The sequence below is a fragment of the Rhodoplanes tepidamans genome, from assembly GCF_030813915.1.
Taxonomy (GTDB): Bacteria; Pseudomonadota; Alphaproteobacteria; order Rhizobiales; family Xanthobacteraceae; genus Rhodoplanes; species Rhodoplanes tepidamans.
This window is the reverse complement of the sequence record NZ_JAUSUJ010000017.1, coordinates 91,883-115,153: the sequence shown is the minus strand read 5'-3', so window position 1 is coordinate 115,153 and position 23,271 is coordinate 91,883. Positions and strand designations below refer to the sequence as shown.

The following is a 23,271-nucleotide window of genomic DNA, read 5'->3' as shown; positions in this document are numbered from 1 at the left end:
GTCTAGATCCGCGGACGGCGAGCCGGCCGCAGCGGGTTTCTCGATGTTCAGTCAGATCTCGTCGGTCAGACGCAGGACGGGGCCCGCATTCATGGCCAAGTCGTTCGGCCGAAACTTCGATGCAAACTGATTATCATGACTTGAAACGGGCACAATCCGTCGCCCGCCGGTTCAGCAAATTTTTTTCGCCGCGCCCGCAGTTTAGGCATGGCGCGGAATTGGGCGGAGCAGCTCGCCGCGAAAGACATATCGCATTTCGATAGATCATAGAGATACCTTTATGGCTCGCGCGCGGAATGCACCGCATCGCGGCACGCGGCCGCCGCCTCGCGAGCCTGTCGCCGGCGGCGCGCCGGTGCCGAAATTCCTCCCCTGTCGCAGAAGTTGACGGAGATCAGCGCGGACGGTGCGTCGCCTGCGCCATGAGGCAGCATGCGACGGCGCCCCGCACCCCGGCGGCCGGCCCGTCGTCCACTCGCGATCCTTCTTCTCGACGGTCCCGTCGCACGCCGCACCGCTCGCACGGTATCCGCGGCCCGACACTTGCAAGGACGACAGCGAATGCCGGGGCGCAGTTCCGTCGGACACTCGACCAATCTGGTGGGCCTGCCGACCGATCTGCTGGCGAGCTGCGCCTACAACGAGCACCCGGTTCCGCTGCGGATCTCGGGCGTGCGCGAGATGAACCGGAGCCTGTTCGAGATGCTGTCGCAAGCTCCGGACCTGCCGGACGCCGGGATCGCCTTCGCCAGCTACATGATGGCGATGTTCGGTCTCGACCCCGAGCAGCGCGAGCCGGTGCACGACGGCCGCGCCGTGGCGCCGCGCCGCTACCGCTCGTCCTTCCTGCGCCTGATCAAGGGCTGGGGCTACGACTCCAACAGCCCGGAAGGCGCCGTGATGAAGGGCTGGGTGGAGAGCCGCTTCGGCATCTTCCCGACCTTCCACAAGCAGATCATCGACCGTGCGACCGGCGACGGCTGGACCACCTATGTCGAAGAGAAGATGTCGAGCCGGTTCCACAACAACTCGATCTACACGCAGCTCGACCTCGTCTACGAGTTCTGCCAGTGGGCGCTCGCCACCATGGTGGCGCCGGGCGACAGCCACGTGACGCTCTATCGCGGCGTCAACGACTTCGACGAGCACCAGATCGTCGAGCGGACCGACAGACGCAACGCCGTGGTGCGCATGAACAACCTCGCCTCCTTCACGTCGGAACGCGACGTCGCCGACTGCTTCGGCGACATCATCCTGACCGCCCGGGTGCCGGCGACGAAGATCGCCTTCTTCAACACGCTCCTGGCCGGCCATCCGCTCAAGGGCGAAGGCGAGTACCTGGTGATCGGCGGCGACTACCGGGTCAAGGCGAGCTACGTGTAGGACAGCGGCATGCAGGGTCCGACCCTGGACGAGAGGGCACTCGGCGCCTTCCTGGGCTTCGCCGTCGGCGACGCGCTGGGCGGCACCGTGGAGTTCATGACCCGGGGCGAGATCGCGACGCGCTACGGCGTGCACGACCGCATCGTCGGCGGCGGCTGGCTGCGGCTCGCCGCCGGCCAGGTGACCGACGACACCGAGATGACGCTGGCGGTCGGCCGCTCGCTGCTGCGCAAGGACGGGCTCGACCTGCAGGACCTGTGCGAGGAGTTCGCCCGCTGGCTGCGCTCCGGCCCGATCGACGTCGGCAACACCTGCCGGCGCGGCATCCGCCGCTTCATCACCGACGGCAGCGTCCAGGGCCCGTTCTTCGACGGCGACGCCGGCAACGGCGCCACCATGCGTATCCTGCCGGTGGCGCTGGCGACGCTCGGCTCGCCCGCGGCCGCCGCCGAGTGGTGCGTCGCCCAGTGCCGCACCACGCACCATCATCCGCTCTCCGACGCGGCGGCGCTGGCGCTGGTGCGGATGCTGCACCGGCTGCTCGCCGGCGAGCCCAGGGAGGCGGTGCGCGACATCGCCGACGCGCTCGTCGCCGAGCATCGCGGCTTCCGCTTCGACAGCTCGCCCGGGCAGTCGTCCGCCTATGTGGTCGACACCCTGCGGACCGTGCTGCACTTCTATTTCGGCACCGGCTCGTTCGCCGACGCCGTCGTGAAGACGGTCAACCAGGGCGGCGACGCCGACACCACGGGCGCCATCGTCGCCATGCTGGCCGGCGCCACCTACGGGGTCGACGCCATCCCGGCGCACTGGCTCAAGCGCCTCGACCGCGAGGTCGCGATCGAGATCCGCAACCAGACGCCGCGGCTGCTCGGCCTCGCGGCGACCCTGCGGGCGAAGGCGGCCGCCCCGCCGCGCGAGCCGGCACCGCCGCAGCTGCCGACGCCGCTGCCGTTCCGACGCACGTGAACCGAGCGGCCGGCCCGAGCCTCCAACGCCTGGAGTCGTCCAGACGGAGGCCCGCACGATGCGCCGAACCAAAGCGACCGCCGTCGCCGGTGTCCTGATCGCCGCCGCGGCCGCGCTGGCGGCCGTGGCCTATGCCCGGACACGGCCGTCCGAGCTCGACGCGCTCGCCACGCGGGTCACGGTGCTGCACGTCGCCCAGCGCTTCGACGAGGCGCTGCCGCTCGCCGAGCGGGCCGTCGCCCTCGCCCGCGCCCAGGACGGCGAGACCGGCCCGCGCTACGCCGCCGCGCTGTCGGCGCTCGGCACGCTGCACCGCGACGCCGGGCGGCTCGACCGGGCCGAGCCGCTGCTGACGACGGCGCTCGCCGCGACCGAACGGCATCACGGCGCGGCCTCGCGCGAGACCGCCGACGCGCTCGCCACGCTGGCGCTGCTTCACCTCCAGCAGACGCGCTGGGAGGACGCCGAGCGGCTGTTCGTGCGCGCCCGCGGCATCGTCGGCGGGATGCCTCCGGCAGACCGGCCGCGCCTCGCCGCGGCGACGGCCCGCGGCCTCGCCGACGTCTACGCCGCGACCGGCCGGGTCGACGCCGCGGCCGGGCTCTATCACGAGGCGATCGCGGCCACCGACGCGCAGTGGGGCCCGGACAACGCGATCGTGGTGCACGTGCTGCAGCGGCTGGTCGATCTGTACGCCGCCAACGGCGGGCCGGAGGAGGCCGAGCGGTTCGCCCGCCGGCGCCTCGCCGTCTCGGAAAAGGCGGATGCGGACGGCAAGTCCCCGCTGGGAGTCGCCCTCAGCCTCGTCCATCTGGCGACGCTGGACAGCGTCCGGGCGCGCCCCGACGAGGCGGAGCCGCTGGCGGCCCGCGCCGTGGCGCTCGCCGAGCAGGCCGCACCGGCACGGCTCCGCGACATGGTTCTGGCGGATGCGCTCGACGCCCTCGCCGATGTGCGCGACGCGACAGGGCGGACGGCGGACGCCGCCGCGCTGTCGGCCCGCGCCGCGACACTGCGCGAGCGCATGGCGACGCGATGAGGCCGGGACCTCAGCCGAACTTGAACAGGACGCCGTAGCCGCCGCGCGGATAGGTCCAGGTGATGTCGCCCTGGCCCTCGGCGAGCACCCGGCAGGTGCCGCACTCCATGCAGCCGTCGTGGGCGACCTCGACCTGGCCCTTGCCGTTGAGCTCGTAGCAGCGCGCCGGGCAGAGCTTCACCAGGGCGAGCAGCTCGGCCGACGGCGTCTCGTGCGGCGTCACGGTGATGTGCGAGCGTCCGGAATCGACCCGGTAGCGGTTCTGGTAGAGCTTGTCCTCGACGCGGACCTCGACGTCCTTGGTCATCGCTTCCTCCCGTTCGGGTCTGTCGTCACGCGATCAGCGCCACGCCCGCGCCATGCGGACAGCATCGCCCACGAGCCCGCCGATCGAGCGCGCCGCGAAGAAGGACTTCATCGTGCGGCGCTCCTTCTCGATCTTCGGCGTGCCGTCGACGCGCACGAAGTTCTGCATCGCCTTGGACACGAGCTGCGGATAGGTGAGGAAGAAGTTCTGCGCGCTGGCGTGCAGCAGCGCCGGCATGTCCTTGTACTTCTTCAGATCCTGCATGACGAACGAGTCCATCATGCGGGTCCGGTAGAGGGCCAGGTTCCTGGCGGTGGGCTCGAGGCCCCGCCCCTTCAGCTCGGCGACCGTCTCGCCGGCCATCTGCCCGGAGGCGAGCGCCAGGTTCGAGCCCTCGCGATGGATCGCGTTGTTGAGCTGCGCGGCGTCGCCGGCGACCAGCCAGCCGTCGCCGCACAGCTTCGGCACCGCCTTGTAGCCGCCCTCCGGGATGAGGTGCGCGGCGTACTCCTTCACCTCGGAGCCCTCGATCAGCGGCGCCACCGACGGATGCCGCTTGAACGCCTCGAGCAGCTCGTAGGGAGAGTGCCCGGTCTTGGCGAGATCCGACACGATGCAGCCGATGCCGATCGAGATGCTCTCGCGGTTGGTGTAGATGAATCCCATCCCGGCCATGCCGCGCGAGATGGTGCCGGCCGCCTCGATCACGGCGCCCTCGTCGCCCTTCAGGTTGAAGCGCGCCTCGATGGTCTCGCGCGGCAGGAAGTGCATCTCCTTGACGGCGAGCGCGACGTTCTCGCGGGTCGGCCGCTCGCGCAGGCCCGCGCGGGTGCCGAGCAGGCCGTTGACGCCCTCCGCCAGGATCACCACGTCGGCGAGCACGTCGCCCTGGGCGCGGTCGGTGCGCACGCCGATCACCCGGCCGCGCGGATCCTGCAGGAGCTCCACGGCCGTCGTCTCGGTGAGCACGATCGCGCCGGCCTGCTGGACGTGCTTGGAGAACCAGCGGTCGAACTGCGAGCGGATGATGGTGTAGCGGTTCGGCCGCTCCTCGTTGAACTCCTCCGAGCGGTAGTGCAGCCCGGTGTGCGAGGCGTCGTCCATCATCCAGAAGCGCTGCTCGACGAGGTGGCGCTCCAGCGGCGCGTCCTCGCGGAACTCGGGGATCAGCTTCTCCACCTGCGCCGCGTAGAGGATCGCCCCCTGCACGTTCTTCGAGCCGGCATACTCGCCGCGCTCGAGCTGCAGCACCTTGAGGCCGCGCTTCGCCATGGTGAGGGCGGCGGCGTTGCCGGCCATGCCGGCCCCCACCACGATCGCGTCGAACTTCTCGGTCATGGCGCGTCCTCTCTCAGCTCGCGATACGGTCGCGGATGTGCGGCGACAGCCGCCGGCGGAAGGCCTCGGTCAGCCTCGGCAGCAGGTGCAGGGCGTCGGTGACGATGCCGATATGCGCGAAGTCGAAGATCGGGGCGTTCTTGTCGGTGTTGATGGCGACGACCAGGTCGGCGCCCTCGACGCCGACGCGATGCTGGATGGCGCCCGAGATGCCGGCCGCGATGTAGAGCTTCGGCCGGATGGTCTTGCCGGTCTGGCCGATCTGGCGCTCCGCCGGCTGCCAGCCCTTCTGCACCAGCGGGCGCGAGCAGCCGTACTCGGCGCCGAGCACCGAGGCGAGCTGGGTGATCAGCTGGAAGTTCTCGGGCGAGCCGAGGCCGAGGCCGCCGGCGACCACCACGTCCGCATAGGCGAGGTTCGACTTCGCCGAGTCGCGGTCCGGGATGTAGCGCAGCACCTTGGTTACGACGTCCTCCTCGGCCATCGACAGCGGGTGCTCGACGAGCCGGCCGAGCGGCCGCTCGACCCGCTCGGGCATCGCCATCACGCGCGGCCGCACGGTCGCCATCTGGGGCCGGAAGTTCAGCGTGTAGATGGTGCACAGGAGCGAGCCGCCGAAGGTCGGCCGGGTGGCGGCGAGCGAGCCGTCGGCGTCGACGTCGAGCGCCGTGCAGTCGGCGGTGAGACCGGTGAGCAGCGTCGTCGCCACGGCGCCGGCGAGGTCGCGGCCGAGCGTCGTCGCGCCGAGCAGAAGGATCTCGGGCTGGAAGGTCTCGACCAGATCGGTCAGCGCCTTGGAGTACGGCTCGTTGCGGTAGTCCGCCAGGATGTCGTGCGTCACCGTGTAGGCGAGGTCGGCGCCGTAGCAGGCGGCCTCGCGGGCGGCCGCCAGCGTCGCCTCGCCGGGCGCGCCGATGACGACGCCGGCGAGCTCGACGCCGAGCTTGTCGGCGAGCTTGCGGCCCTCGCCCATCAGCTCCCACGAGACCGGGTGGACCTGGCCGCGCTCCTGCTCGACGAACACCCAGACGTGCTTGTGGTTCCTGAACCGCTCGGGCAGCTCCTTCTTGGTGTTGGCGCGGCCGGAGGCGGGCGCGGCGGGCTTTGCGGGTTCGGCCATGTCTGTCTCCCGGGTCTCAGTAGCCGCGCACGAGCGTGGCGAGATCGGCTTCGAGGCGCGGACGCTGGGCGAAGATCGCCTCGATCAGCGCGTCGGCCGCCTCCGGCCCGCCCGCCTCGACCATGGCGGCCTTCTCGGCGCGCGGGCTCGGCGCGAAGACGCGCTTCACCACGGTCGGCGAGCCGCGCAGGCCGCACTTGCCGACGTCGGCGATGCCGGCGTCCTTGGCGCTCCACACCACGATCTCGGCGCGGGCCGCGCGCAGCGCGTCGGGCAGCGAGCCGCGGCGGATGTCGTTGGTGCCCTCCAGCATGGTGATCAGGCAGGGCAGCCTGGTGCGCAGCGCCTGCACGCCGCCCTCGGCGCGACGGTCCACCTCGATCGCGCGGCCGACGAGATCGACCGCGGCGACCCGCGAGACGTAGGTGAGCTGGGCGAGGCCGAGCCGCTTGGCGATGCCGGGGCCGACCTGGGCGGTGTCGCCGTCGATGGTCTGCTTGCCGGTGAAGACGATGTCGACCGGCTCGAAGGTCTCGCCGATCCTGGCGATGGCCGAGGCCAGCGCGTAGCTGGTCGCCAGCGTGTCGGAGCCGGCGAAGAAGCGGTCGGTCAGCAGCACGGCGCGGTCGGCCCCGAAGGTCAGCGCCTTGCGCAGCGATTCCTCGGCCATGGGCGGGCCCATGGTGAGGATCGTCACGGTGCCGCCGTGCTGGTCGCGCAGGCGCAGCGCCTCCTCGACCGCGAACAGGTCGTAGGGGTTGATGATGGTCGGCACGCCCTGCCGCATGATGGTGTTGGTGACCGGATGGACGCGGATCTGCGCCGAGTCCGGGACCTGCTTGATGCAGACGACGATGTGCATGGCGGCCTCGCTGGCTCCTGGCTCGGTTCGGCTCACTTGAGGTCGTCGAAGGGCACGAAGTTCTTCGGCGCCTTGGGCTCGACCGCCTCCTTCAGCACCTTGAAGACGCGCTGCTCCAGCGGCGAGGAGGCGACGAACTCCTCGTAGGCGCGGCTCAGCACGCTCTGGCAGCGCGCCACGGCGATCGGCTCGGGAATGCCGTCGAGCTCGTCGCCGCCGAGATACTCGCCCATCCGCTTGAGGATGTGCAGGCGCGCGACGTTGACGACCTGCGGGTCGTAGGCGACGCCGAGGATCTGGAAGAACTCCTCGGCCGAGCCGGCCGCCTTCAGCCTCGCCAGCGCGTCCGGCGCGACGACGTGACCGTGATTCCCGCACGAGCTCATTGCAGCGCCTCCTCGACACGCCGGATCGGATCCCGCACCTCGCGCCAGATGGCGCGCAGCGCCTCCTCGCCCACCGGTCCCTTGACCCGCACGGCCCGCTCGCGCACCCGCGCCAGGATGGCGGCGAGCTCGCTCTCCTCGGCCGGCAGCCGCAGCTCGGCGAGCGACATGGCGATCGCCGCGAGGCCGGAATGCTTGCCGATGGTGATGCGATGGGCGCGGCCGAGCAGGCCCGGGTCGAGCGCCTGGTAGGTGCGATGGTCCTTCAGGAGCCCGTCGACATGGATGCCGGACTCGTGGGTGAAGATGTGATCGCCGACGATCGCCTTGTCGACCGGGATCGGCCGCGCCGCGGCGGCCGCCACCACGGCGGCGACGTCGCCGAGCCGCTCGAAGGCGACCCCGGTCTCGCGCCCGTGCAGCTGCTTCAGCGCCACCGCGACCTCCTCCAGCGGGGCGTTGCCGGCGCGCTCGCCGAGCCCCATCACGGTGACGGACGCATGGGTGGCGCCCGCCTGCACGGCGGCGAGCGTGTTGGCGGTGGCGAGCCCGAGATCGTCGTGGCCGTGGAACTCGATCTCCAGATCGGTCGCGGCCCGCACCGCGGCGACCAGGGCCCGCGTGGTGAAGGGATCGAGGACGCTCAGCGTGTCGGCGATGCGGAAGCGGCGGGCGCCGGCGACCTTCGCCGCCGCCACCACCTCGGCCAGGAACGCCACGTCGGCCCGCGACGAGTCCTCGCCGCCGACCGCGACCTCGAGGCCGTGGCTGCGGGCGTAGCCAACCACGTCGGCCAGCATGGCGAGACCGGCGGCGCGGCCGCCCTTGATCTTGGCGGCGATCTGCACGTCGGAGACCGGCAGCGAGACGTTGACCATCGAGACGCCGGCGGCCCGCGCCGCGTCGACGTCCTCGCGTCGCATGCGGCACCAGGCGATGGCGGTGAGCGGCAGCCGCGCCTCGACGACGGCGCGGATCGCCGCGATCTCCTGCGTCCCCATCGCCGGGGTGCCGGCCTCGACCTCGGTGACGCCGGCCTCGGCGAGCGCGCGGGCGATCGCCACCTTCTCGTCGGCCGTGAAGGCGACGCCGGGCGCCTGCTCGCCGTCGCGCAGCGTCGTGTCGTTCAGGACGACGCGGGGCGCAGGGGTCTCTCGCGTCGTCGTCTCGGCGACGGGTCGGATCATCCTCGTGGTCTCCTCAAGCATCCGCTCGATCAGCATCCGGCGCGATCGGCCGGCTCAGGCCGCCGGCTCGAACCGGTCGGCCCGCAGCTCGCCGATCACGGCCGGAACGACCGCGAGCACGCGATCGATCTCGGCCGCGGTGGTCTCGCGCGACAGCGAGAACCGCACGACGCCGCGGGCGAAGTCCTCGGGCACGCCCATCGCCCGCACCACGTGCGACGGCTCGACGGAGCCGGCCGCGCAGGCGGAGCCCGACGACACGGCGATGCCGTGCCGGTCGAGCAGGCGCACGACCGCCTCGCTCTCGACCGCGGCGAAAGCGATGCTCGTCGTGTTGGCGACGCGGCTCTCGGAATCCCCGAGCACGCGCGCTCCGGCGACGCGGGCGAGAAGCCCCGTCTCCAGAGTGTCGCGCAACGCCGCGATCCGGGGGGTGTCGGATGCGATCCGTTCGGCCGCGAGCGCACAGGCGGCGCCGAGCGCGACGATGCCGGGCACGTTCTCCGTGCCGGCGCGCCGCCCGCGCTCCTGCGAACCGCCGCTCGTCTGCGCCGCGAGCCTGACCCCGCGGCGGACATAGAGCGCGCCCACGCCTTTCGGCGCGTGGAGCTTGTGTCCGGACAGCGAGAGAAGATCAATCATCCTTTCGGCCACCCCGACGGGCAGCCGGCCGACCGCCTGCACGGCGTCGGTGTGGAACAGCGCGCCGGCGGTCTTCGCCGCGGCGGCGAGATCCGCGACCGGAAACACCGTGCCGGTCTCGTTGTTGGCCCACATGATCGAGACGAGCGCGGTGCGTGCCGACAGCGCCGCCGCGTAGGCGGCGCGATCGAGGCGGCCGTGGCCGTCGACCGGGATCTCGTGCAGCACCAGACCGCGGGTCTTCTGGAGCGATTGGCAGAGCCGGCGGACGGCCGGGTGCTCGACCACGCTGATCACGATCTCGGTGCGACCCGACGTCGCGCTGCCGAGCGCGCCCAGGATCGCCAGCGCGTCGCTCTCGGTGCCGCCCGAGGTGAACACGATCTCGTCGGCATGGGCGGCGCCGATCAGCGCCCGCACGTCTTCGCGCGCCGCGGCGACGGCCGCCTTGGCGACGGCCCCGAAGGCGTGCAGCGAGGACGGATTGCCGAAGACCTCCGTCAGGGTCGGCAGCATCGCCTCGGCCACGCGGATGTCGACCCGCGTGGTGGCGTTGTTGTCGAGATAGACGGAGGTCATCGGGGCGGCTCTCTCTCGTCTCGCCTACGCGGCCGGGACGACGCGGATCGGGAAGCCGAGCTTCGCCATCAGCCGGCCCTGCACGCCCTGGATCGTCACCGAGGCGAGGACGCAGCCGACGCAGGCGCCGGTGAGCTTCACGTGGACGGTCGAGCCCTCGATCTTCACCAGCTCGCAGTCGCCGCCGTGCTTCTGCAGATTGGGGCGCAGCTCGGCGACCGCCTGGGCGATCAGGTTGTCGCGCAGCGCCGCCGCGGCGGCGGGCGTCAGCGCGGACGGCGCGGTGTCGGCGGCGGGGGTGGCGTGCATCGTGTCTCTCCTCAGCCGAACGACTTGCCGCACGAGCAGCTCGAGGCGGCGTTCGGGTTCTCGAACGTGAAGCCCTTGCCGGCGAGCGTCTCGGTGAAGCCGATGGTGAGGCCGGCGACGAGCGGCTGCGACTGCGGGTCGACGAACAGCCTGACGCCGCCCGACTCGATCACGGCGTCGTCGGGACGCGGCTCGGCGTCGAGGCCGATCATGTACTTGTTGCCGGCGCAGCCGCCGGTCTCGATCATCACCCGCAGCCCCGCGTCGGGCTTGCCGGCGCGCGACATCGCGGTCTTCACGGCAGCGGCGGCTTCGGTCGACAAGGTGATCATCGTGGGGGCTCTCCTTTCAGGATCCGTCACGACCGATCAGCAACTGCCGTGCCAGCCCGTCGCGGCGCGAAGAAGTGCCGATGAATCAGGAGGCTTCAGGAAGAGACGGGATCTCGCCGGCGGTCGCCGTCGCAAAGCCGACACGCCCTCCGGACCGTGCATGTCGGGTTTGTCGCAAGCCCTATGGTTCGCCCGAACGGGGAGGCGCAGCGCGCCACGACCGTCACCCTGAGGTGCAAACGATCCGACGATCGGCGACCCGGCCCGGGTGGCCACCCGGGCCGGGTCATTCCTCACGGAACGGCATCATTGTAACGGTTCGCGCTGATACAAGGTGCTCGACCGCAGGTCGAGCCTCGAAGGGCGACGGCCCGAACCGTGCCCGGCGTCCGTCGAGGCCCGGCTTTGCCGGGCACCTCAGGACGACGGCGCGAGTCTGCTTTGGATGATCACGACAGCGTCGGCGCCCCGGCGTCGCGGCGGGCGCGGGCGAGGCGGCTCTCGCCGGTCTCCTCGCCGAAGCAGGCGTCGAAGTCCGGGCAGGCGGAGCACACCGGCGTCGCGCACATGACGAAGCCGTCGGTCTCGCACATGGTGCGGTAGAAGAACCGCTTCCAGCGCATGTTGCGGACGTTCTTCGCCGCCAGCGCGCCGAAGTGCCGCTCCATGAGCCGGGTCAGCTCGCCCCGGTTCCGCAGGCCGAGATCCTCCCACAGATGGTTCGGCTCGACGGCGCGGCGGGCGATCATGGCGGCGAGCCGGCGGCTGTCCTCGGTCTCGTCGCTCGCATAGGCGAGCAGGAGGTCGTGCACCATGGCGACCTCCTCGTCGTGCGGCACCGCCTCGCCCTCGTCGGGCCGCAGCAGCACGGCGGCGCCGGGAAAGCGCCGGTCCAGCAGCTGCCGCAGCTCCGCCGCCGACAGGCCGAGCCGCAGGTGGACGGCCCCGCCCTCGGATGCGGCGACCGCGATCAGCGAGGCGAACACGTGGGTATCGAAGTCGTCGTCGGCGTGGATGCTGACCTCGGCCGGCCACCAGCCGGTGAGGCCGCGATAGATCGCCGCAGCGCTGCGGGCGCTGCACGCGGCGTCGCGGCAGAAGCCGGGCGGAACCGGTCCGGCGAGCCCCGGCGAGAGCGCGGGTGCCATGGTCAGGCCGCCGCGAGCGCGCCGGCTGGGACGTGGGTCTGGCAGGCCTTCGGGCACACCCGGGAGCACGCCCCGCAGCCGATGCAGTTGCCGGCCTGGTGCAGCACCATCACCTTGCGGACGAACTCCTCGTCCTCGTCGTCCCCCGAGCAGGCGACCAGCTCGTCGTCGTCGTTGACGCCCATCAGGTGCATCACGTCGCGGGCGCAGACCTTGAAGCAGCGGCCGCAGCCGATGCACTTGCTGCCGTCGATCGCGGTGAGATAGGCGGGCTCCCAGGGCGATCCATCGCGGGTCGTGAACATGGCTGTCTCCTGCGCGGCGGCGCGCCGCTGCGGGTCGGCGGGCGCTCAGGCGCGCGCGACCTCCGGATACTTGTCGATGACGGCCGTGCAGGCGGCGACCTGCTTGGTGCCCTCGGCGGCGAGCCCGGCGAGGCTGTCGAAGCCGAAGCGGTGCACGTCGCGCAGATGCTTGGTCAGCACCACCAGCCGGCCGGTGGTGAGAATCATGCGGCCGAAGCCCTCGTGATGCATCTTCATCATCGGGCTGGCGACGAGCCCCGTCCCCTGCTCGACCGACAGGCCGATGGCGGCGTAGAACTGCTCGATCCGCCACAGGATGTCCGGGTCGGGATCGCCCATGATCGGCAGCGCGCGGCGCTGCTCCTTGGTGACGACGTAGTCGGCGAGGAGCTGGGCGTCGGACTTGCCGTCCCAGGCGCCATAGCTGTCCTGCGCCCGGATCAGCCGGACCAGGCACTGCAGGAACGGCGTCGCCAGCGCCTCGAGGTCGGCGACCGCCGGGTCGCGGGCGGTGGTGGTGTCGGTCATGGTCCGGGCTCCGGGCTCACTCGTCGTCGACGAAGGACGGTTTCTCGCCGGCGACGCCGGCGCTCGCCAGCACCTTGCGCAGCCAGGGCGGCGGGGCGCCGTTCAGCATCACGCGGGTGCGCTCCAGCACCGCGTCGATCGGCTGGGCCGGCATCTTGATCGGGTGGATCTTCGCCGCCACCACCTTGGCGGCCGACGGCCCGCCGATGGCGATGCAGAACAGCAGATGGCACCCCTCGAGCGCCTTCACCTTCGGCGTGATGCGGTCCTCGCCGTCGGTCTGGTGCTGGCCCTGCTCGTCCGAGACGGTGTCGCAGGTGATCGTCTCGACATGCGTCCAGCCCTGCGCCGTCACGTCGTAGACCGTGAAGCAGCGGGCCGAGCCGAAATGGGCGTTGAGGCTCTTGCGGTCCTGGGTCGCGATCGCCACCCGCACGGCGGCGGTGGGGGCGGTCGGCGCGGACTCGTCCTGATCAATGATGCGCAACTTGCGAATGGCCGTCATGGGTCTCTCCACGATCCCGGAACGGGTCGAGACTCTCCGGTGTGTGAAGGCGCTGATGCGCCTGGAAGATGTTCGCGGCCTCGATGATCTGGTCGCGAACGCCGTCGTACAGGATGGTGCGGCGGTGCTGGCTGCCGAGCCGGTCGAAGATCGGAAAGCCGACCCGCATGAGCGGCACGCCGAGCCGCTCGGAGGCCTGGCGGCCGTGGCTGTGGGTGACGAGGAGGTCGCAGCCGGCCTGACCGGCGAGCGTCTCGAAGTCGTCGAGATCGCCGACCGTGACGGTCTCGACCGGCACGGCTTCGAGAATGGACGAGTGGCCCGTCGTCGTGACGGCGGCGACGACCTCGGCCCCCATGCCGCCGAAGAAGGTCGCGAGCTGATAGAGGTGGTCGGGCTCGGCCGCGATCGCGACGCGCCTGCCGCCGAAATGGAAGTGGCCGTCGAGCATCGCGTCCTGCAGACGGCTGCGGCCGCGCCGCAGCTTCGCCGGCACGGGCCGGCCGGAGATCGTCGCCAGCAGCGCGACGAAGCGGTCGGCCGCCTCCAGCGAGCCGAGCGTGTCGAACACCGTGAACGGCACGCCGCCGATCGCCGACAGCCGCTCGGCCGCCTTGCGGACGTGCCGGCCGATCGCGATGCAGTGGGCGGCGTCGCCGAGCCCGCGGATCGCCTCCACGGGCGTGCCGCCATAGGTGGTCGGGATCCAGCGGCCCGGCACGGTGCCGTCGAGCGAGCCGGAGATGTCCGGCACGATCACCGGCTCGAGCCCGAAGCTCTCGACCGTGTCGCGGATGAGGTCGATGTCGGCGACCGTGTGGTGCCAGCCCGGAAGGATCGCGACCTTGCTGGCGGACCGGTCCGCCGCATCGGTGCCGGCGGCCGGCTGCACCAGCCCGTCGACCAGCGCCGCCACGGCCTTGCCGTAGCCCTCCTCGATCGCCCCCTCGAATTCGGGCGTGTGGACGAGCAGCACGTCGGTGCCGGCGAGCTCCTGCGCCCGCTTCTGCTTGATCAGCGTGATGTCGCCCCAGAAGTCCTCGCCGCGGGTCTCGACCAGCGCGGTGGTGCAGACGCCGATCAGCTTCGGCCGGGTGCGGTTCTTGAGGTTGAGCAGCGCCTCCTCGAGATGGTCGGCGCCGCCCAGGATGGTCGCCACCTCGTCCATGGCGGTGGTCTGGAGCGGGATCGTCTCCTTGAAGTGGCGCACGAACAGGACGAGCGCGAACGACGTGCAGCCCTGGCTGCCGTGGAACAGCGGCATCGCCTCGGCGACGCCGAGAAAGGCGAGCGCGGCGCCGAGCGGCTGCGACGACTTCAGCGGGTTGACGCTGGCGGCCTTCTGGGTCGCCGTGACCACGGCCATGTCAGCACTCCCCCATGTCGTCGGCGTCGGTGTTCCTGAACTTCTTGCGGTGCCGCGCGAGATAGTCCGGATCGGAGCTCTCCACCCGGCTCTCGGCGAACTTCTTGCGGTGCCGCGCCGCGAAGGAGTCGTCGGGCTCGGAGGCGGCCGAAGCGGCGGCGCGATCGATCGGGATGACGGACGCAGTGGCGCCGACCTCCGACACCTCTCCCCCGTGCTGCGCGCGCGACCTCTCCCCGGCGGGGAGAGGTGAAAGGGCGTCCGTCGCGGGGAAACCCACCACGGTCTCGATCGGATTCCCCTCGTCGTCCCACGGCGCCGAGATGCGCACCTGGGCCCACACGGGATTGCGCAGTGCGAGGTCGATCTGCTTCACCAGCTCGACCATGCCGTCGTAGCCGGCATAGGGGTGGACGCGCTCCTGGTTGATGTCGAGCCAGGGAGTCCTGGCCTTGAGCGCGATGAACTGGGTGCGGCCGCCCGAGAGCATGATGTCGGCCTCGCCGTCGGCCAGCATCCTGTAGAGGTCGCGCGGCGCCATCGACTCGAACATGTGCGGGTCTTCCCGCATCAGGATCTTGATGCGCTCGCGGTCCTCGGCGGTGGACTTCTTCACCGAGGTGCCGACGATGTCCATGCCGACCTCCATCAGCGCGGCGACCACCGACCACGACTTGACGCCGCCGGTGTTGAGCAGCACGCGCTTGCCGGCGAGCCGCGCCTTGTACGGCTCGAGCCGGGCGAAGGCGCGCGCCTCCTCCTCGGTCACCAGCGCCTCGGTGCGCGCGATCAGGTCGGCGGGCGCGCCGCGGGCGACCAGCAGCTTCGCCATCTGGCGCAGCGACTCTGACGTGTCGAGCACGCCGTAGAACGAGCCCTCGAAATACGGGATTCCCCAGCGCTCCTGCATCTGGCGGGCGAGGCCGACCAGCGCCGTGGAGCATACCACCATGGTGACGCGCGCCGTGTGGGCGCTCGCGATCTCGGCGTAGCGGGCGTCGCCCGGCACGCAGGCGCGGATGCGGATGCCGAGCCGGTCGAGCAGCGGCTTCACCTGCCAGAACTCGCCGGCCAGGTTGAACTCGCCCAGGATGACAACGTCGGTCGGGCCGGCGTCGTCGGGCTCGACCGTTCCGATGACGTGGTCGAGCAGCGCCTGGCCGGCGATCTTGTTTCCGAGATTCTTGGAGCCGACGAAGCCGGCGCCGTTCACCGGGATCACCGGCACGCCGTACTTGGCGCTCGCGTGCCGGCACACCGCGTCGATGTCGTCGCCGATCAGCGCCGTGACGCAGGTGGAGTAGACGAAGACGGCGGCCGGCGAGAACCGCTGGGTGATCTCGCGGACCGCCTTGTACAGCTTCTTCTCGCCCGTGCCGGTGACGATGTCGAGCTCGGTGAGGTCGGTGGTGAAGGAGCGGCGCCACAGATCCGAGCCCGACGAGCCGGAGCCGCGGTTGTCCCAGGAGTTGCCCTCGCAGGCGAGCGGGCCGTGGACCAGATGCGCCGCGTCGGTGACGGGCTGCAGGGCGATCTTCGCCCCGTCGAAGGCACAGCCGCCGGCGGCGGCCCCGGGGGTCAGCGGCTTGGAGCAGCCCGCCTTGCGGTCCTTCTCGGACTTGGCCTGGTTCTTCCCGCAGGCCGGTTCCTCGAACAGCGCCTTGACCTTGTCCTTCAGCATCCGTCTCACCTCCCGGAGTGAGCCGCCGCGGCCGTCGCCGCGGTGGAGTTTCACCTCTCCCCGCACGCGGGGAGAGGTCGACCGAGCGAAGCTCGGGCGGGTGAGGGGGAGCCGACTTCACCAATCTGCTCCCGAACCCCCTCACCCCGACCCTCTCCCCGATGGGGAGAGGGAGCAGATCTCGTCGCTGGGCGTGAGTCTCAGCGCGTCAGGTCGAACGAGATGTCGGTCTTGGCCGGGATCTCGCTGTCGCGGTCGAGCTTGTCGAACACCTTGTCGAGGATGGTGGTCAGCAGGCGCAGGCCGCCCTGATAGCCCATCACCGGGAAGCGGTGATGGTGATGCCGGTCGAAGATCGGGAAGGTGAGGCGGATCAACGGCGTGCCGGTGTCGCGCTCGAGATACTTGCCGTAGGAGCTGCCGATCACGAAGTCGACCGGCTCGGTGAGCATCAGCGAGCGCAACGCCCACAGGTCCTTGCCGGCCCACACCTTGCCGTCCTTGCCGAACGGCGAGGAGGCGAGCAGCTGGGTCATCTCCTCCTCCCACGCCTTGTTGCCGTTGGTGGCGAGGCAGTGGGTCGGCTCGCCGCCCGTCTCCATGACGAAGCGCGCCATGGCGTAGACGAAGTCCGGATCGCCGAAGATCGCGTACTTCTTGCCGTGCAGATAGGCCTGGCTGTCGGCCATGGCGTCGACCAGGCGGCCGCGCTCCAGCGTGAGGCTGTCCGGGATGTCGACGCCGGCGAGCTCGGAGATCTTGAGCAGGAGCTCGTCGGTCGCGGCGACGCCGAGCGGATAGTGGAAGCCCGCCGTCTCCTGGCCCTTGTCGGCGATGTAGTCGAGCGTCTTGCGGGTGCAGTAGCTCTGCAGCGAGACGGTCGCCTTGGCGTTCAGGGCCGCCGCCGTGTCGGCCAGGGTGGTGCCGCCCGAATACATGCGGAAGTGCCCGTCGGATGGCGTGTCGAACTGGTCGGACGCGTCCTGGACCAGCGTGTAGCTCACGCCCATCTGGTCGAGGATGCGCTTGAGCTCGCGATTGTTGCCGACGCAGAAGCCGTCGAAGCCCGGGATGATGTTGATGGCGGTGCCGGCCTGGCGCTCCTTGCCCTCCCAGAAGTGCTCCAGGATGCCCTTCATCATGTTGTCGTAGCCGTCGACGTGGCTGCCGACGAAGGCGGGCGTGTGGGCGTGCGGGACGTCGTAGTCCTGCGGCACCGAGCCCTTGTTCTTGGCGTTGCCGATGAACGACTTCAGGTCGTCGCCGATGACCTCGGCCATGCAGGTGGTCGAGACCGCGATCATCTTCGGCTCGTACAGCGAGTAGGTGTTGGCGAGCCCGTCGATCATGTTGTTGAGGCCGCCGAACACCGCCGCGTCCTCGGTCATCGAGGAGGAGACGGCGGAGGCCGGCTCCTTGAAGTGGCGCGACAGGTGCGACCGGTAGTAGGCGACGCAGCCCTGCGAGCCGTGCACGAACGACATCGTCTTCTCGAAGCCGGCCGCCGCGAACACCGCGCCGAGCGGCTGGCAGGCCTTGGCCGGATTGATCGACACCGCCTCGCGGGCGAGGTTCTTCTCGCGATAGGCCCAGGTCTTGGTGTGCTCGCGCTGCGCCTCGACCGCCTCGGCCGAGGCCGGGCACTCGAAGGTCTCGCGCTTGCGCTTGAACAGCTCCTGGTACTCGGGCTCGTGGAAGAGCTTGGCGTGGTCGAGGACCTTTTCGGCCGACTGCGGCATGGGTAGCTCCTGTCATCTCTGCGCGGCCGCGCCATACGGCGGCACGCGGCATAGAGCGCGTTCGGCGAAAGCTCTTCCCCGTGGCCGGCCTCCGAACGCGCTCGGAGGCCTCGGGGCTGGCGGCCCGCGGGCCGGATCCCGGGGGGGTGTCCCGCGACGGCGGCACGAGGCCGTCGTCGCGGGGCTCCCCTCACGCGAGTGCCGGGAACCCGCGCGGACCGTCTATTCGGCGGCTTGCAGGGCGGGCGCCTGCTCCTTCTTCTTCCAGGGGGCGTCGAACAGGCCCCACACCGGATTGTTGATCGCGAGATCCATGTCGCGGGCGAAGATGGCGAACCCGTCGTAGCCGTGATACGGGCCCGAATAGTCCCACGAGTGCATCTGGCGGAACGGGATGCCCATCTTCTGGACCGGGTACTTCTCCTTGATGCCGGAGCCGACCAGGTCCGGGCGAACGCGCTCGATGAACTTCTCGAGCTCGTAGCCGGTCACGTCGTCGTAGATCAGCGTGCCCTTGCGGACGTAGTGCCCGGTCCGCTGATAGTCGTCGTTGTGGGCGAACTCGTAGCCCGTGCCGGCGATCTGCATGCCGAGGTCTTCGTACGCCGTGATGACGTGGCGCGGACGCAGGCCGCCGACATAGAGCATGACGCTCTTGCCCTCGAGCCGCGGCCGGTACTTGGCGATCACGCCGTCGACCAGCGGCTGGTACTTGGCGATCACCGCCTCGGCCTTCTCCTCGATCTCCGGACCGAAGTGCTTGGCGATCTTGCGCAGCGAGTGGGCGATCTGGCTCGGGCCGAAGAAGTTGTACTCCATCCAGTGGATGCCGTACTTCTCCTCCATGTGCCGGCAGATGTAGTTCATCGACCGGTAGCAGTGGATGAGGTTGAGCTTCGCCTTGGGAGAGCGCTCGATCTCGGCGAGCGTCGCGTCGCCGGACCAGTTGCCGACCACCCGCAGGCCCATCTCCTCGAGCAGCATGCGCGAGGCCCAGGCGTCGCCGCCGATGTTGTAGTCGCCGATGACGTTGACGTCGTAGGGGCCGGCCTCGAAGGTGGTCTCCTTCTTGTCGAGCACCCAGTCGCGGATCGTGTCGTTGGCGATGTGGTGGCCGAGCGACTGCGAGACGCCGCGGAAGCCCTCGCAGCGGACCGGCACGATGGTCTTGCCGATCTCCTTGCCCTTCTTCTTCGACACCGCCTCGATGTCGTCGCCGATCAGGCCGATCGGGCACTCGGACTGGATCGAGATGCCGTGGCTGAGCGGGAACATCTCCTCCAGCTCGTCGATCACCTTGGCGAGCTTCTTGTCGCCGCCGAACACGATGTCACGCTCCTGGAAGTCGGAGGTGACCTGCATGGTGACGAAGCTGTCGATGCCGGTCGAGCCGATGTAGTAGTTGCGGCGCTGCGACCAGGAGTACTGCCCGCAGCCGACCGGGCCGTGGCTGATGTGGACCATGTCCTTCACCGGACCCCACACCACGCCCTTGGAGCCGGCATAGGCGCAGCCCCGGATGGTCATCACGCCCGGGATGGACTTGATGTTGGACTTGACGTCGCATTCGGAGAGGAGCTGGCCTTCCTCGCCTTCCGCTCCGGTGGCGCCCTCCTCGGCTCCCTTCGCGACGCTGAGGTGCTTCTTGCGCCGCTTGGCGAACTTGTCCGGATAGGCGGACAGGACTTCCTCGATGACCTTCTCGTTGAAGGCGCCATCGTTCTCGTAATCGAGGCTCATGGCTCGTTCCTCGCTCGGATGTCGGCGGCGGCGACCGGCGGTCGCCGCGCGGCTCGTGTCGGGACGACCGGTCAGACCGCGGCGGCCGCCTTGGCGGCTTCCTTGGCGGCGAGCTCGGCGAGCTGCTGCTCCTCGGTCTTCATGATGCCGAAGTCGAGCAGCATCTGCTCGAGCTCGTCCATCGACACCGGGGTCGGGATGGTGCCCTTGCCGCAGTTGGCGTGGATCTTCTCGGCGAGCGTCCGGTACTCCTTCGCCTGCTGCGAATCGGGCGCGTACTGGATCACGGTCTGGCGGCGCAGCTCGGCGTGCTGCACGATGTTGTCGCGCGGCACGAAGTGGATGAGCTGGGTGTTGAGCTTCTTGGCGAGCGCCTCGGAGAGGTCGATCTCGCGGTCGGTCTGGCGCTCGTTGCAGATGAGCCCGCCCAGCCGCACGCCGCCCGAATGGGCGTATTTGAGAATGCCCTTGGAGATGTTGTTGGCGGCGTACAGCGCCATCATCTCGCCGGACATGACGATGTAGATTTCCTGCGCCTTGTTCTCGCGGATCGGCATGGCGAAGCCGCCGCACACCACGTCGCCCAGCACGTCGTAGGAGACGTAGTCGACGTCGTCGTAGGCGCCGTTCTCTTCGAGGAAGTTGATCGAGGTGATGACGCCGCGGCCGGCGCAGCCGACGCCCGGCTCCGGACCGCCGGACTCGACGCACTTGATGCCCTTGAAGCCGATCTTCAGGACGTCGTCGAGCTCCAGGTCCTCGACCGAGCCGGCCTCGGCGGCCAGGCTCAGCACGGTGTCCTGCAGCTTGGTGTTGAGGATGAGGCGGGTCGAGTCGGCCTTGGGGTCGCAGCCGACGATCAGGATCTTCTGGCCCATCTCGACCAGGGCCGCGAGGGTGTTCTGCGAGGTGGTGGACTTGCCGATGCCACCCTTGCCGTAGAAGGCGATCTGCCGAAGAGAGCTCATGCCGGTTCCTTTCGTCTTCGCGCCGTTCGCGTCGCTGGTGACACCGGCGCCCGTTCCGCACCCTTGATCAGCAACGCCCGTGCCAACCGCGGCGCGGCCCTTGCCGACATCGAAGAAGCGTCGACGGCACAAGGGCTTGTGCGATCGTGTCGACGTCCCTGTCGGGCCGTGTCGGGCTGTTTGGAACCCGACAAAGGTGACAAGGCTGTCGGGTGTCGGAGGCGCCGCGACCGGCGTTTCACGATGCGGAGATGGAGCGGCGGCGCTCACCCCCTCCCGTCGCGCTTCGCGCGACTCCCCTCCCCCGCGAGGGGTGAGGGATCGACGACGACGAACGCCGTCATCGTCTCGTCATCAGAAGAGGGCGAAGCGAGCCGCTCGTGAGGCCGAGCAAGACGACGTGACGACGGTGCCGCACCCTGTTCCCTCCCCCCTCGAGGGGGAGGGCTCGGGAGGTGGATGAACCCCGCCGCAGAACGATGTGAGCAGGCGGGGGCTCAGATGCAGGGTGGGCAAAGCGAAGCGTGCCCACGCGGTCGGGCACCGGCGGTCGCGTGCGAACCGGCGACGCCCGTCGGCGTGGGCACGGCGCTCGCGCGCCTTTGCCCACCCTACGGACTCCGGGCGAGAGGCGTGATCAGCCCAGCGCGGCGGCGAGGTCCGCCGGGGCGGCGGCGACCGGGGCGATGGCGGCCGACTCCAGGAAGCGGCTCTCGTTGCGGGTCAGCCCGGCGGGATCGACCAGGGCGGCGTGGCCGTCGCCGGAGCGCTTGGAGATCTGGCGGGCGAAGATGCGCAGCGTCTGGTCGTGGAAGCGGGCGCCGGCGAACAGGAAGCCGCGGCCGGCGCGGCGCTCCTGCACGGGCGCCGGGATCGGCGTCTGGATGTCGATCTCGGTCAGGACCTCGACATAGTCGGAATCCGACACGAGGAAGTTCTCGGCCGGAACCACGCCGCCATGCGGCTTGTAGAGGATGGTGGTCCAGCCGTCCGCCACGGCGGGATCGACCTCGGCGCCGTCGGCGGCGTAGGCCCGCCACCAGATGTCGCGGGTCGCATGCGCCCGGGTGACGCCCTGGATCTCGCCCCAGTCGGTGCGGCCGGTGTCGACGAGCGCGCGGCGCATGGCGCCGTCGTACCAGGTGTCGACGATCAGCGGCAGCGGCAGCACCGCGAGCGCCCGGTGCAGCGCGGTGGGCGCCACCGGCGGGCGGAAGATCTCCGCCATCAGGGCCGTCAGGGTCTTGCGATGCTTGCGGCCCTCGATCGACTGCGCCGTCGCCCACAGATTGCCGCGGATGCGGGCCGAGACGGCGGCCCGGGCGTGCAGCGCCAGCGCCAGCGCCTCGGGCGTGCGCGGCACGCCGGCCGGATCGTCGGGCAGCACGTCGGGACCGAGATAGGGCAGCAGCCGGCCGGCCCTCAGGTCGGCCGCGAGGCCGGGCAGGCGCTCCGGCCCGGCGACCGGCGGGAGCGCGTCGATCGTGTCGGTTGCCGCCTGGCTCGCGCTCATGCGTCCTCGCCGATCCGCTTCGCCTCGACCGTGATCGGCAGGCGCGTCTCCGCCGGCAGGTCCGGCAGCGCCAGCACCCAGCCGTTCTTCAGCTTCACCCAGCCGCCCCACAGATCGTCCTTCTCCTGCTCGACGACGGGCTGCTCGAGGTCCTTCTTCGGGACGTAGGCGGACAGGCCCTTGTCGGTCCTGCGGATCATGATCTTCACGGTGTCGGGTTCCCGGGCTGGAGTGTGGAGGGGCCGGCGGCCGCCGTCGCGGCCGGCCGGTCGAGGCTCACGAGCTCGCGCCCGCGCATGCCGACGATGACGGCGCGATCGACGAACTCGACGGCATAGACGTAGAACTGCTGCAGGAAGGTGCCGATGTCGCGCACGTAGCCGACGTCGCCCTTGCGCACCAGGATGTCGCCGATCTCGCGGCGCGGATAGGTGCCGTCGTTCTTGATGTGCCTGGTGGACTGCACCTTCTCGCCCGGCAGGAAGCGCGGGGCGGCGCTGATCTCGACCTCCTCCTCACGCCCGAGACCCATCGCGCTCCTCCTGCTGCTTCGGGGCCTGGAGGGCGGCGAGGCGGTCGCGCGCCCGCTGCCGTACCTCCGGATCGGGGTCGTCGCGCAGCGCCGGCAGCGCCGACGCGGCGCCGCGCTCGGCGACGATGAAGCGCACGCGCAGATCCTCGTCGTCGACGAGGGCGACGAGCTGCGGCGGCTCGAGCCGCTCGGCCACCGCGATGCGCACCAGCGGATCGTGGTCGTAGAGCATGGCCGGCAGCACGTCGGCCCTGACCCGCCGCGCCACCTCGCAGCGCACCTGCGGATCGGGATCCTGCATGGCGCCGGGCAGCACGCCGGGCGGCACGTGGCGCACCGCGACCAGCCGCACGGCGTAGTCGGGATCGCCCAGCATGGCGACCAGCGCCGCGCCTTCGAGGCGCTGGGCCATCACCATGCGGACCTTGCGGTCCGGATCGTCGCGCAGCCGGGCGACGCGGGCGAGCGGCAGGCGCTGCGCCACGACGGCGCGCACGTCCGGCTCGGGGTCGTCGACCAGCGGCGGCAGCAGAAACAGGCTCGCCCGCCTGGCGGCCAGCGCCCGGATCTCGAAATAGGGATGCGACAGGTACTTCTCCGCCTCGCCGGGATTGCCGGCGAAGAAACGGTCGATCCGCCGGGCGCGGCGGTCGCGGACGCAGACGCGCCCGCGGTCGCAGCGGCCTTCGGCCCGGATCTCCTCGTGCGGGCAGTCCACGCAGGACACCGGACGGCCGAGCCAGTCGGTCGGTTCCGGTGCGGCGGCCTGGCTGCCCGCGGCGATCATGGCGGT

25 protein-coding genes are annotated in these 23,271 nt (G+C 70.6%); 3 read left to right on the top strand and 22 right to left on the bottom strand.

Annotated features, from left to right (window positions below):
- Nucleotides 1-561: 561 nt before the first annotated feature.
- The 3 genes from J2S22_RS20040 to J2S22_RS20030 are packed head-to-tail and all read left to right on the top strand — an operon-like array spanning nucleotide 562 to nucleotide 3,391.
- Nucleotides 562-1,383, top strand: coding sequence for an NAD(+)--dinitrogen-reductase ADP-D-ribosyltransferase (locus J2S22_RS20040; protein ID WP_272779234.1), 822 nt, complete (start codon nucleotides 562-564; stop codon nucleotides 1,381-1,383).
- A gap of 9 nt (nucleotides 1,384-1,392) precedes the next feature.
- The gene (draG, locus tag J2S22_RS20035; protein ID WP_272779235.1) at nucleotides 1,393-2,352 is read left to right on the top strand and encodes an ADP-ribosyl-[dinitrogen reductase] hydrolase; all 960 of its coding nucleotides are present in this window, start codon (nucleotides 1,393-1,395) and stop codon (nucleotides 2,350-2,352) included.
- 58 nt (nucleotides 2,353-2,410) lie between these two features.
- Nucleotides 2,411-3,391 carry a tetratricopeptide repeat protein gene (locus tag J2S22_RS20030; RefSeq protein WP_272779236.1) on the top strand — a complete coding sequence of 327 codons (981 nt, stop codon included), beginning with the start codon at nucleotides 2,411-2,413 and terminating at the stop codon, nucleotides 3,389-3,391.
- Between the two features lie 10 nt (nucleotides 3,392-3,401).
- Here J2S22_RS20030 and J2S22_RS20025 read toward each other — a convergent pair whose 3' ends face one another.
- From J2S22_RS20025 to J2S22_RS19920, 22 genes are all read right to left on the bottom strand, one after another.
- A complete protein-coding gene (locus J2S22_RS20025; protein WP_272779237.1) occupies nucleotides 3,402-3,698 on the bottom strand; it encodes a ferredoxin family protein in 297 nt (98 codons plus the stop codon).
- Nucleotides 3,699-3,731: 33 nt separating this feature from the next.
- Entirely contained in the window at nucleotides 3,732-5,036 is a 1,305-nt protein-coding gene (locus J2S22_RS20020) for an FAD-dependent oxidoreductase (RefSeq protein ID WP_272779238.1), read from the bottom strand.
- Nucleotides 5,037-5,049: 13 nt separating this feature from the next.
- A complete protein-coding gene (locus tag J2S22_RS20015) occupies nucleotides 5,050-6,156 on the bottom strand; it encodes an electron transfer flavoprotein subunit alpha/FixB family protein (protein ID WP_272779239.1) in 1,107 nt (368 codons plus the stop codon).
- A 16-nt stretch (nucleotides 6,157-6,172) separates the two neighbouring features.
- Nucleotides 6,173-7,018, bottom strand: coding sequence for an electron transfer flavoprotein subunit beta/FixA family protein (locus J2S22_RS20010; RefSeq protein WP_272779240.1), 846 nt, complete (start codon nucleotides 7,016-7,018; stop codon nucleotides 6,173-6,175).
- A gap of 32 nt (nucleotides 7,019-7,050) precedes the next feature.
- Nucleotides 7,051-7,404 (bottom strand): nitrogenase stabilizing/protective protein NifW, encoded by a 354-nt coding sequence (gene nifW, locus J2S22_RS20005; RefSeq protein ID WP_272779241.1) that lies wholly within the window; start codon nucleotides 7,402-7,404, stop codon nucleotides 7,051-7,053.
- Nucleotides 7,401-8,591, bottom strand: coding sequence for a homocitrate synthase (gene nifV / locus J2S22_RS20000; RefSeq protein ID WP_272779242.1), 1,191 nt, complete (start codon nucleotides 8,589-8,591; stop codon nucleotides 7,401-7,403). Before nifV ends, nifW begins: the two co-directional genes overlap by 4 nt.
- 54 nt (nucleotides 8,592-8,645) lie before the next feature.
- Entirely contained in the window at nucleotides 8,646-9,812 is a 1,167-nt protein-coding gene (locus J2S22_RS19995) for an aminotransferase class V-fold PLP-dependent enzyme (RefSeq protein ID WP_272779243.1), read from the bottom strand.
- A 24-nt stretch (nucleotides 9,813-9,836) separates the two neighbouring features.
- Nucleotides 9,837-10,121, bottom strand: coding sequence for a NifU family protein (locus tag J2S22_RS19990; protein ID WP_272779244.1), 285 nt, complete (start codon nucleotides 10,119-10,121; stop codon nucleotides 9,837-9,839).
- 11 nt (nucleotides 10,122-10,132) lie between these two features.
- Nucleotides 10,133-10,453, bottom strand: a complete 321-nt coding sequence (locus J2S22_RS19985; protein WP_272779245.1) for a HesB/IscA family protein — start codon at nucleotides 10,451-10,453, stop codon at nucleotides 10,133-10,135.
- Nucleotides 10,454-10,902: 449 nt separating this feature from the next.
- Nucleotides 10,903-11,601 (bottom strand): nitrogen fixation protein NifQ, encoded by a 699-nt coding sequence (locus J2S22_RS19980; protein WP_272779246.1) that lies wholly within the window; start codon nucleotides 11,599-11,601, stop codon nucleotides 10,903-10,905.
- Between the two features lie 2 nt (nucleotides 11,602-11,603).
- A complete protein-coding gene (fdxB, locus tag J2S22_RS19975) occupies nucleotides 11,604-11,906 on the bottom strand; it encodes a ferredoxin III, nif-specific (protein ID WP_272779247.1) in 303 nt (100 codons plus the stop codon).
- Between the two features lie 45 nt (nucleotides 11,907-11,951).
- Complete coding sequence (locus J2S22_RS19970; protein WP_272779248.1) at nucleotides 11,952-12,434, bottom strand: NifX-associated nitrogen fixation protein; 483 nt, start codon at nucleotides 12,432-12,434, stop codon at nucleotides 11,952-11,954.
- A gap of 16 nt (nucleotides 12,435-12,450) precedes the next feature.
- The gene (nifX, locus tag J2S22_RS19965) at nucleotides 12,451-12,939 is read right to left on the bottom strand and encodes a nitrogen fixation protein NifX (RefSeq protein ID WP_272779249.1); all 489 of its coding nucleotides are present in this window, start codon (nucleotides 12,937-12,939) and stop codon (nucleotides 12,451-12,453) included.
- The gene (gene nifN / locus J2S22_RS19960) at nucleotides 12,908-14,305 is read right to left on the bottom strand and encodes a nitrogenase iron-molybdenum cofactor biosynthesis protein NifN (RefSeq protein ID WP_272779250.1); all 1,398 of its coding nucleotides are present in this window, start codon (nucleotides 14,303-14,305) and stop codon (nucleotides 12,908-12,910) included. The genes nifX and nifN overlap by 32 nt, the downstream gene beginning before the upstream one ends.
- A 1-nt stretch (nucleotide 14,306) precedes the next feature.
- A complete protein-coding gene (gene nifE / locus J2S22_RS19955; protein WP_272779251.1) occupies nucleotides 14,307-15,986 on the bottom strand; it encodes a nitrogenase iron-molybdenum cofactor biosynthesis protein NifE in 1,680 nt (559 codons plus the stop codon).
- 200 nt (nucleotides 15,987-16,186) lie between these two features.
- Nucleotides 16,187-17,725, bottom strand: a complete 1,539-nt coding sequence (nifK, locus tag J2S22_RS19950; RefSeq protein WP_272780046.1) for a nitrogenase molybdenum-iron protein subunit beta — start codon at nucleotides 17,723-17,725, stop codon at nucleotides 16,187-16,189.
- A gap of 222 nt (nucleotides 17,726-17,947) precedes the next feature.
- Entirely contained in the window at nucleotides 17,948-19,465 is a 1,518-nt protein-coding gene (gene nifD / locus J2S22_RS19945; protein WP_272780045.1) for a nitrogenase molybdenum-iron protein alpha chain, read from the bottom strand.
- Nucleotides 19,466-19,536: 71 nt separating this feature from the next.
- A complete protein-coding gene (gene nifH / locus J2S22_RS19940; RefSeq protein ID WP_111359696.1) occupies nucleotides 19,537-20,433 on the bottom strand; it encodes a nitrogenase iron protein in 897 nt (298 codons plus the stop codon).
- A gap of 637 nt (nucleotides 20,434-21,070) precedes the next feature.
- Nucleotides 21,071-21,946, bottom strand: coding sequence for an SIR2 family NAD-dependent protein deacylase (locus J2S22_RS19935; RefSeq protein WP_272780044.1), 876 nt, complete (start codon nucleotides 21,944-21,946; stop codon nucleotides 21,071-21,073).
- A complete protein-coding gene (nifT, locus tag J2S22_RS19930) occupies nucleotides 21,943-22,155 on the bottom strand; it encodes a putative nitrogen fixation protein NifT (protein WP_272780043.1) in 213 nt (70 codons plus the stop codon). The genes J2S22_RS19935 and nifT overlap by 4 nt, the downstream gene beginning before the upstream one ends.
- Entirely contained in the window at nucleotides 22,152-22,478 is a 327-nt protein-coding gene (locus J2S22_RS19925; RefSeq protein ID WP_272780042.1) for a nitrogen fixation protein NifZ, read from the bottom strand. The genes nifT and J2S22_RS19925 overlap by 4 nt, the downstream gene beginning before the upstream one ends.
- Nucleotides 22,462-23,265 (bottom strand): 4Fe4S-binding leucine-rich repeat protein, encoded by an 804-nt coding sequence (locus J2S22_RS19920; protein WP_272780041.1) that lies wholly within the window; start codon nucleotides 23,263-23,265, stop codon nucleotides 22,462-22,464. The genes J2S22_RS19925 and J2S22_RS19920 overlap by 17 nt, the downstream gene beginning before the upstream one ends.
- Between the last annotated feature and the right edge of the window lie 6 nt (nucleotides 23,266-23,271).

Coding starts and splice junctions, on each gene's coding strand:
- J2S22_RS20040 (WP_272779234.1), top strand. CDS start 562: ATGCCGGGGCGCAGTTCCGTCGGACACTCGACCAATCTGGTGGGCCTG.
- draG (WP_272779235.1), top strand. CDS start 1,393: ATGCAGGGTCCGACCCTGGACGAGAGGGCACTCGGCGCCTTCCTGGGC.
- J2S22_RS20030 (WP_272779236.1), top strand. CDS start 2,411: ATGCGCCGAACCAAAGCGACCGCCGTCGCCGGTGTCCTGATCGCCGCC.
- J2S22_RS20025 (WP_272779237.1), bottom strand. CDS start 3,698: ATGACCAAGGACGTCGAGGTCCGCGTCGAGGACAAGCTCTACCAGAAC.
- J2S22_RS20020 (WP_272779238.1), bottom strand. CDS start 5,036: ATGACCGAGAAGTTCGACGCGATCGTGGTGGGGGCCGGCATGGCCGGC.
- J2S22_RS20015 (WP_272779239.1), bottom strand. CDS start 6,156: ATGGCCGAACCCGCAAAGCCCGCCGCGCCCGCCTCCGGCCGCGCCAAC.
- J2S22_RS20010 (WP_272779240.1), bottom strand. CDS start 7,018: ATGCACATCGTCGTCTGCATCAAGCAGGTCCCGGACTCGGCGCAGATC.
- nifW (WP_272779241.1), bottom strand. CDS start 7,404: ATGAGCTCGTGCGGGAATCACGGTCACGTCGTCGCGCCGGACGCGCTG.
- nifV (WP_272779242.1), bottom strand. CDS start 8,591: ATGATCCGACCCGTCGCCGAGACGACGACGCGAGAGACCCCTGCGCCC.
- J2S22_RS19995 (WP_272779243.1), bottom strand. CDS start 9,812: ATGACCTCCGTCTATCTCGACAACAACGCCACCACGCGGGTCGACATC.
- J2S22_RS19990 (WP_272779244.1), bottom strand. CDS start 10,121: ATGCACGCCACCCCCGCCGCCGACACCGCGCCGTCCGCGCTGACGCCC.
- J2S22_RS19985 (WP_272779245.1), bottom strand. CDS start 10,453: ATGATCACCTTGTCGACCGAAGCCGCCGCTGCCGTGAAGACCGCGATG.
- J2S22_RS19980 (WP_272779246.1), bottom strand. CDS start 11,601: ATGGCACCCGCGCTCTCGCCGGGGCTCGCCGGACCGGTTCCGCCCGGC.
- fdxB (WP_272779247.1), bottom strand. CDS start 11,906: ATGTTCACGACCCGCGATGGATCGCCCTGGGAGCCCGCCTATCTCACC.
- J2S22_RS19970 (WP_272779248.1), bottom strand. CDS start 12,434: ATGACCGACACCACCACCGCCCGCGACCCGGCGGTCGCCGACCTCGAG.
- nifX (WP_272779249.1), bottom strand. CDS start 12,939: ATGACGGCCATTCGCAAGTTGCGCATCATTGATCAGGACGAGTCCGCG.
- nifN (WP_272779250.1), bottom strand. CDS start 14,305: ATGGCCGTGGTCACGGCGACCCAGAAGGCCGCCAGCGTCAACCCGCTG.
- nifE (WP_272779251.1), bottom strand. CDS start 15,986: ATGCTGAAGGACAAGGTCAAGGCGCTGTTCGAGGAACCGGCCTGCGGG.
- nifK (WP_272780046.1), bottom strand. CDS start 17,725: ATGCCGCAGTCGGCCGAAAAGGTCCTCGACCACGCCAAGCTCTTCCAC.
- nifD (WP_272780045.1), bottom strand. CDS start 19,465: ATGAGCCTCGATTACGAGAACGATGGCGCCTTCAACGAGAAGGTCATC.
- nifH (WP_111359696.1), bottom strand. CDS start 20,433: ATGAGCTCTCTTCGGCAGATCGCCTTCTACGGCAAGGGTGGCATCGGC.
- J2S22_RS19935 (WP_272780044.1), bottom strand. CDS start 21,946: ATGAGCGCGAGCCAGGCGGCAACCGACACGATCGACGCGCTCCCGCCG.
- J2S22_RS19925 (WP_272780042.1), bottom strand. CDS start 22,478: ATGGGTCTCGGGCGTGAGGAGGAGGTCGAGATCAGCGCCGCCCCGCGC.
- J2S22_RS19920 (WP_272780041.1), bottom strand. CDS start 23,265: ATGATCGCCGCGGGCAGCCAGGCCGCCGCACCGGAACCGACCGACTGG.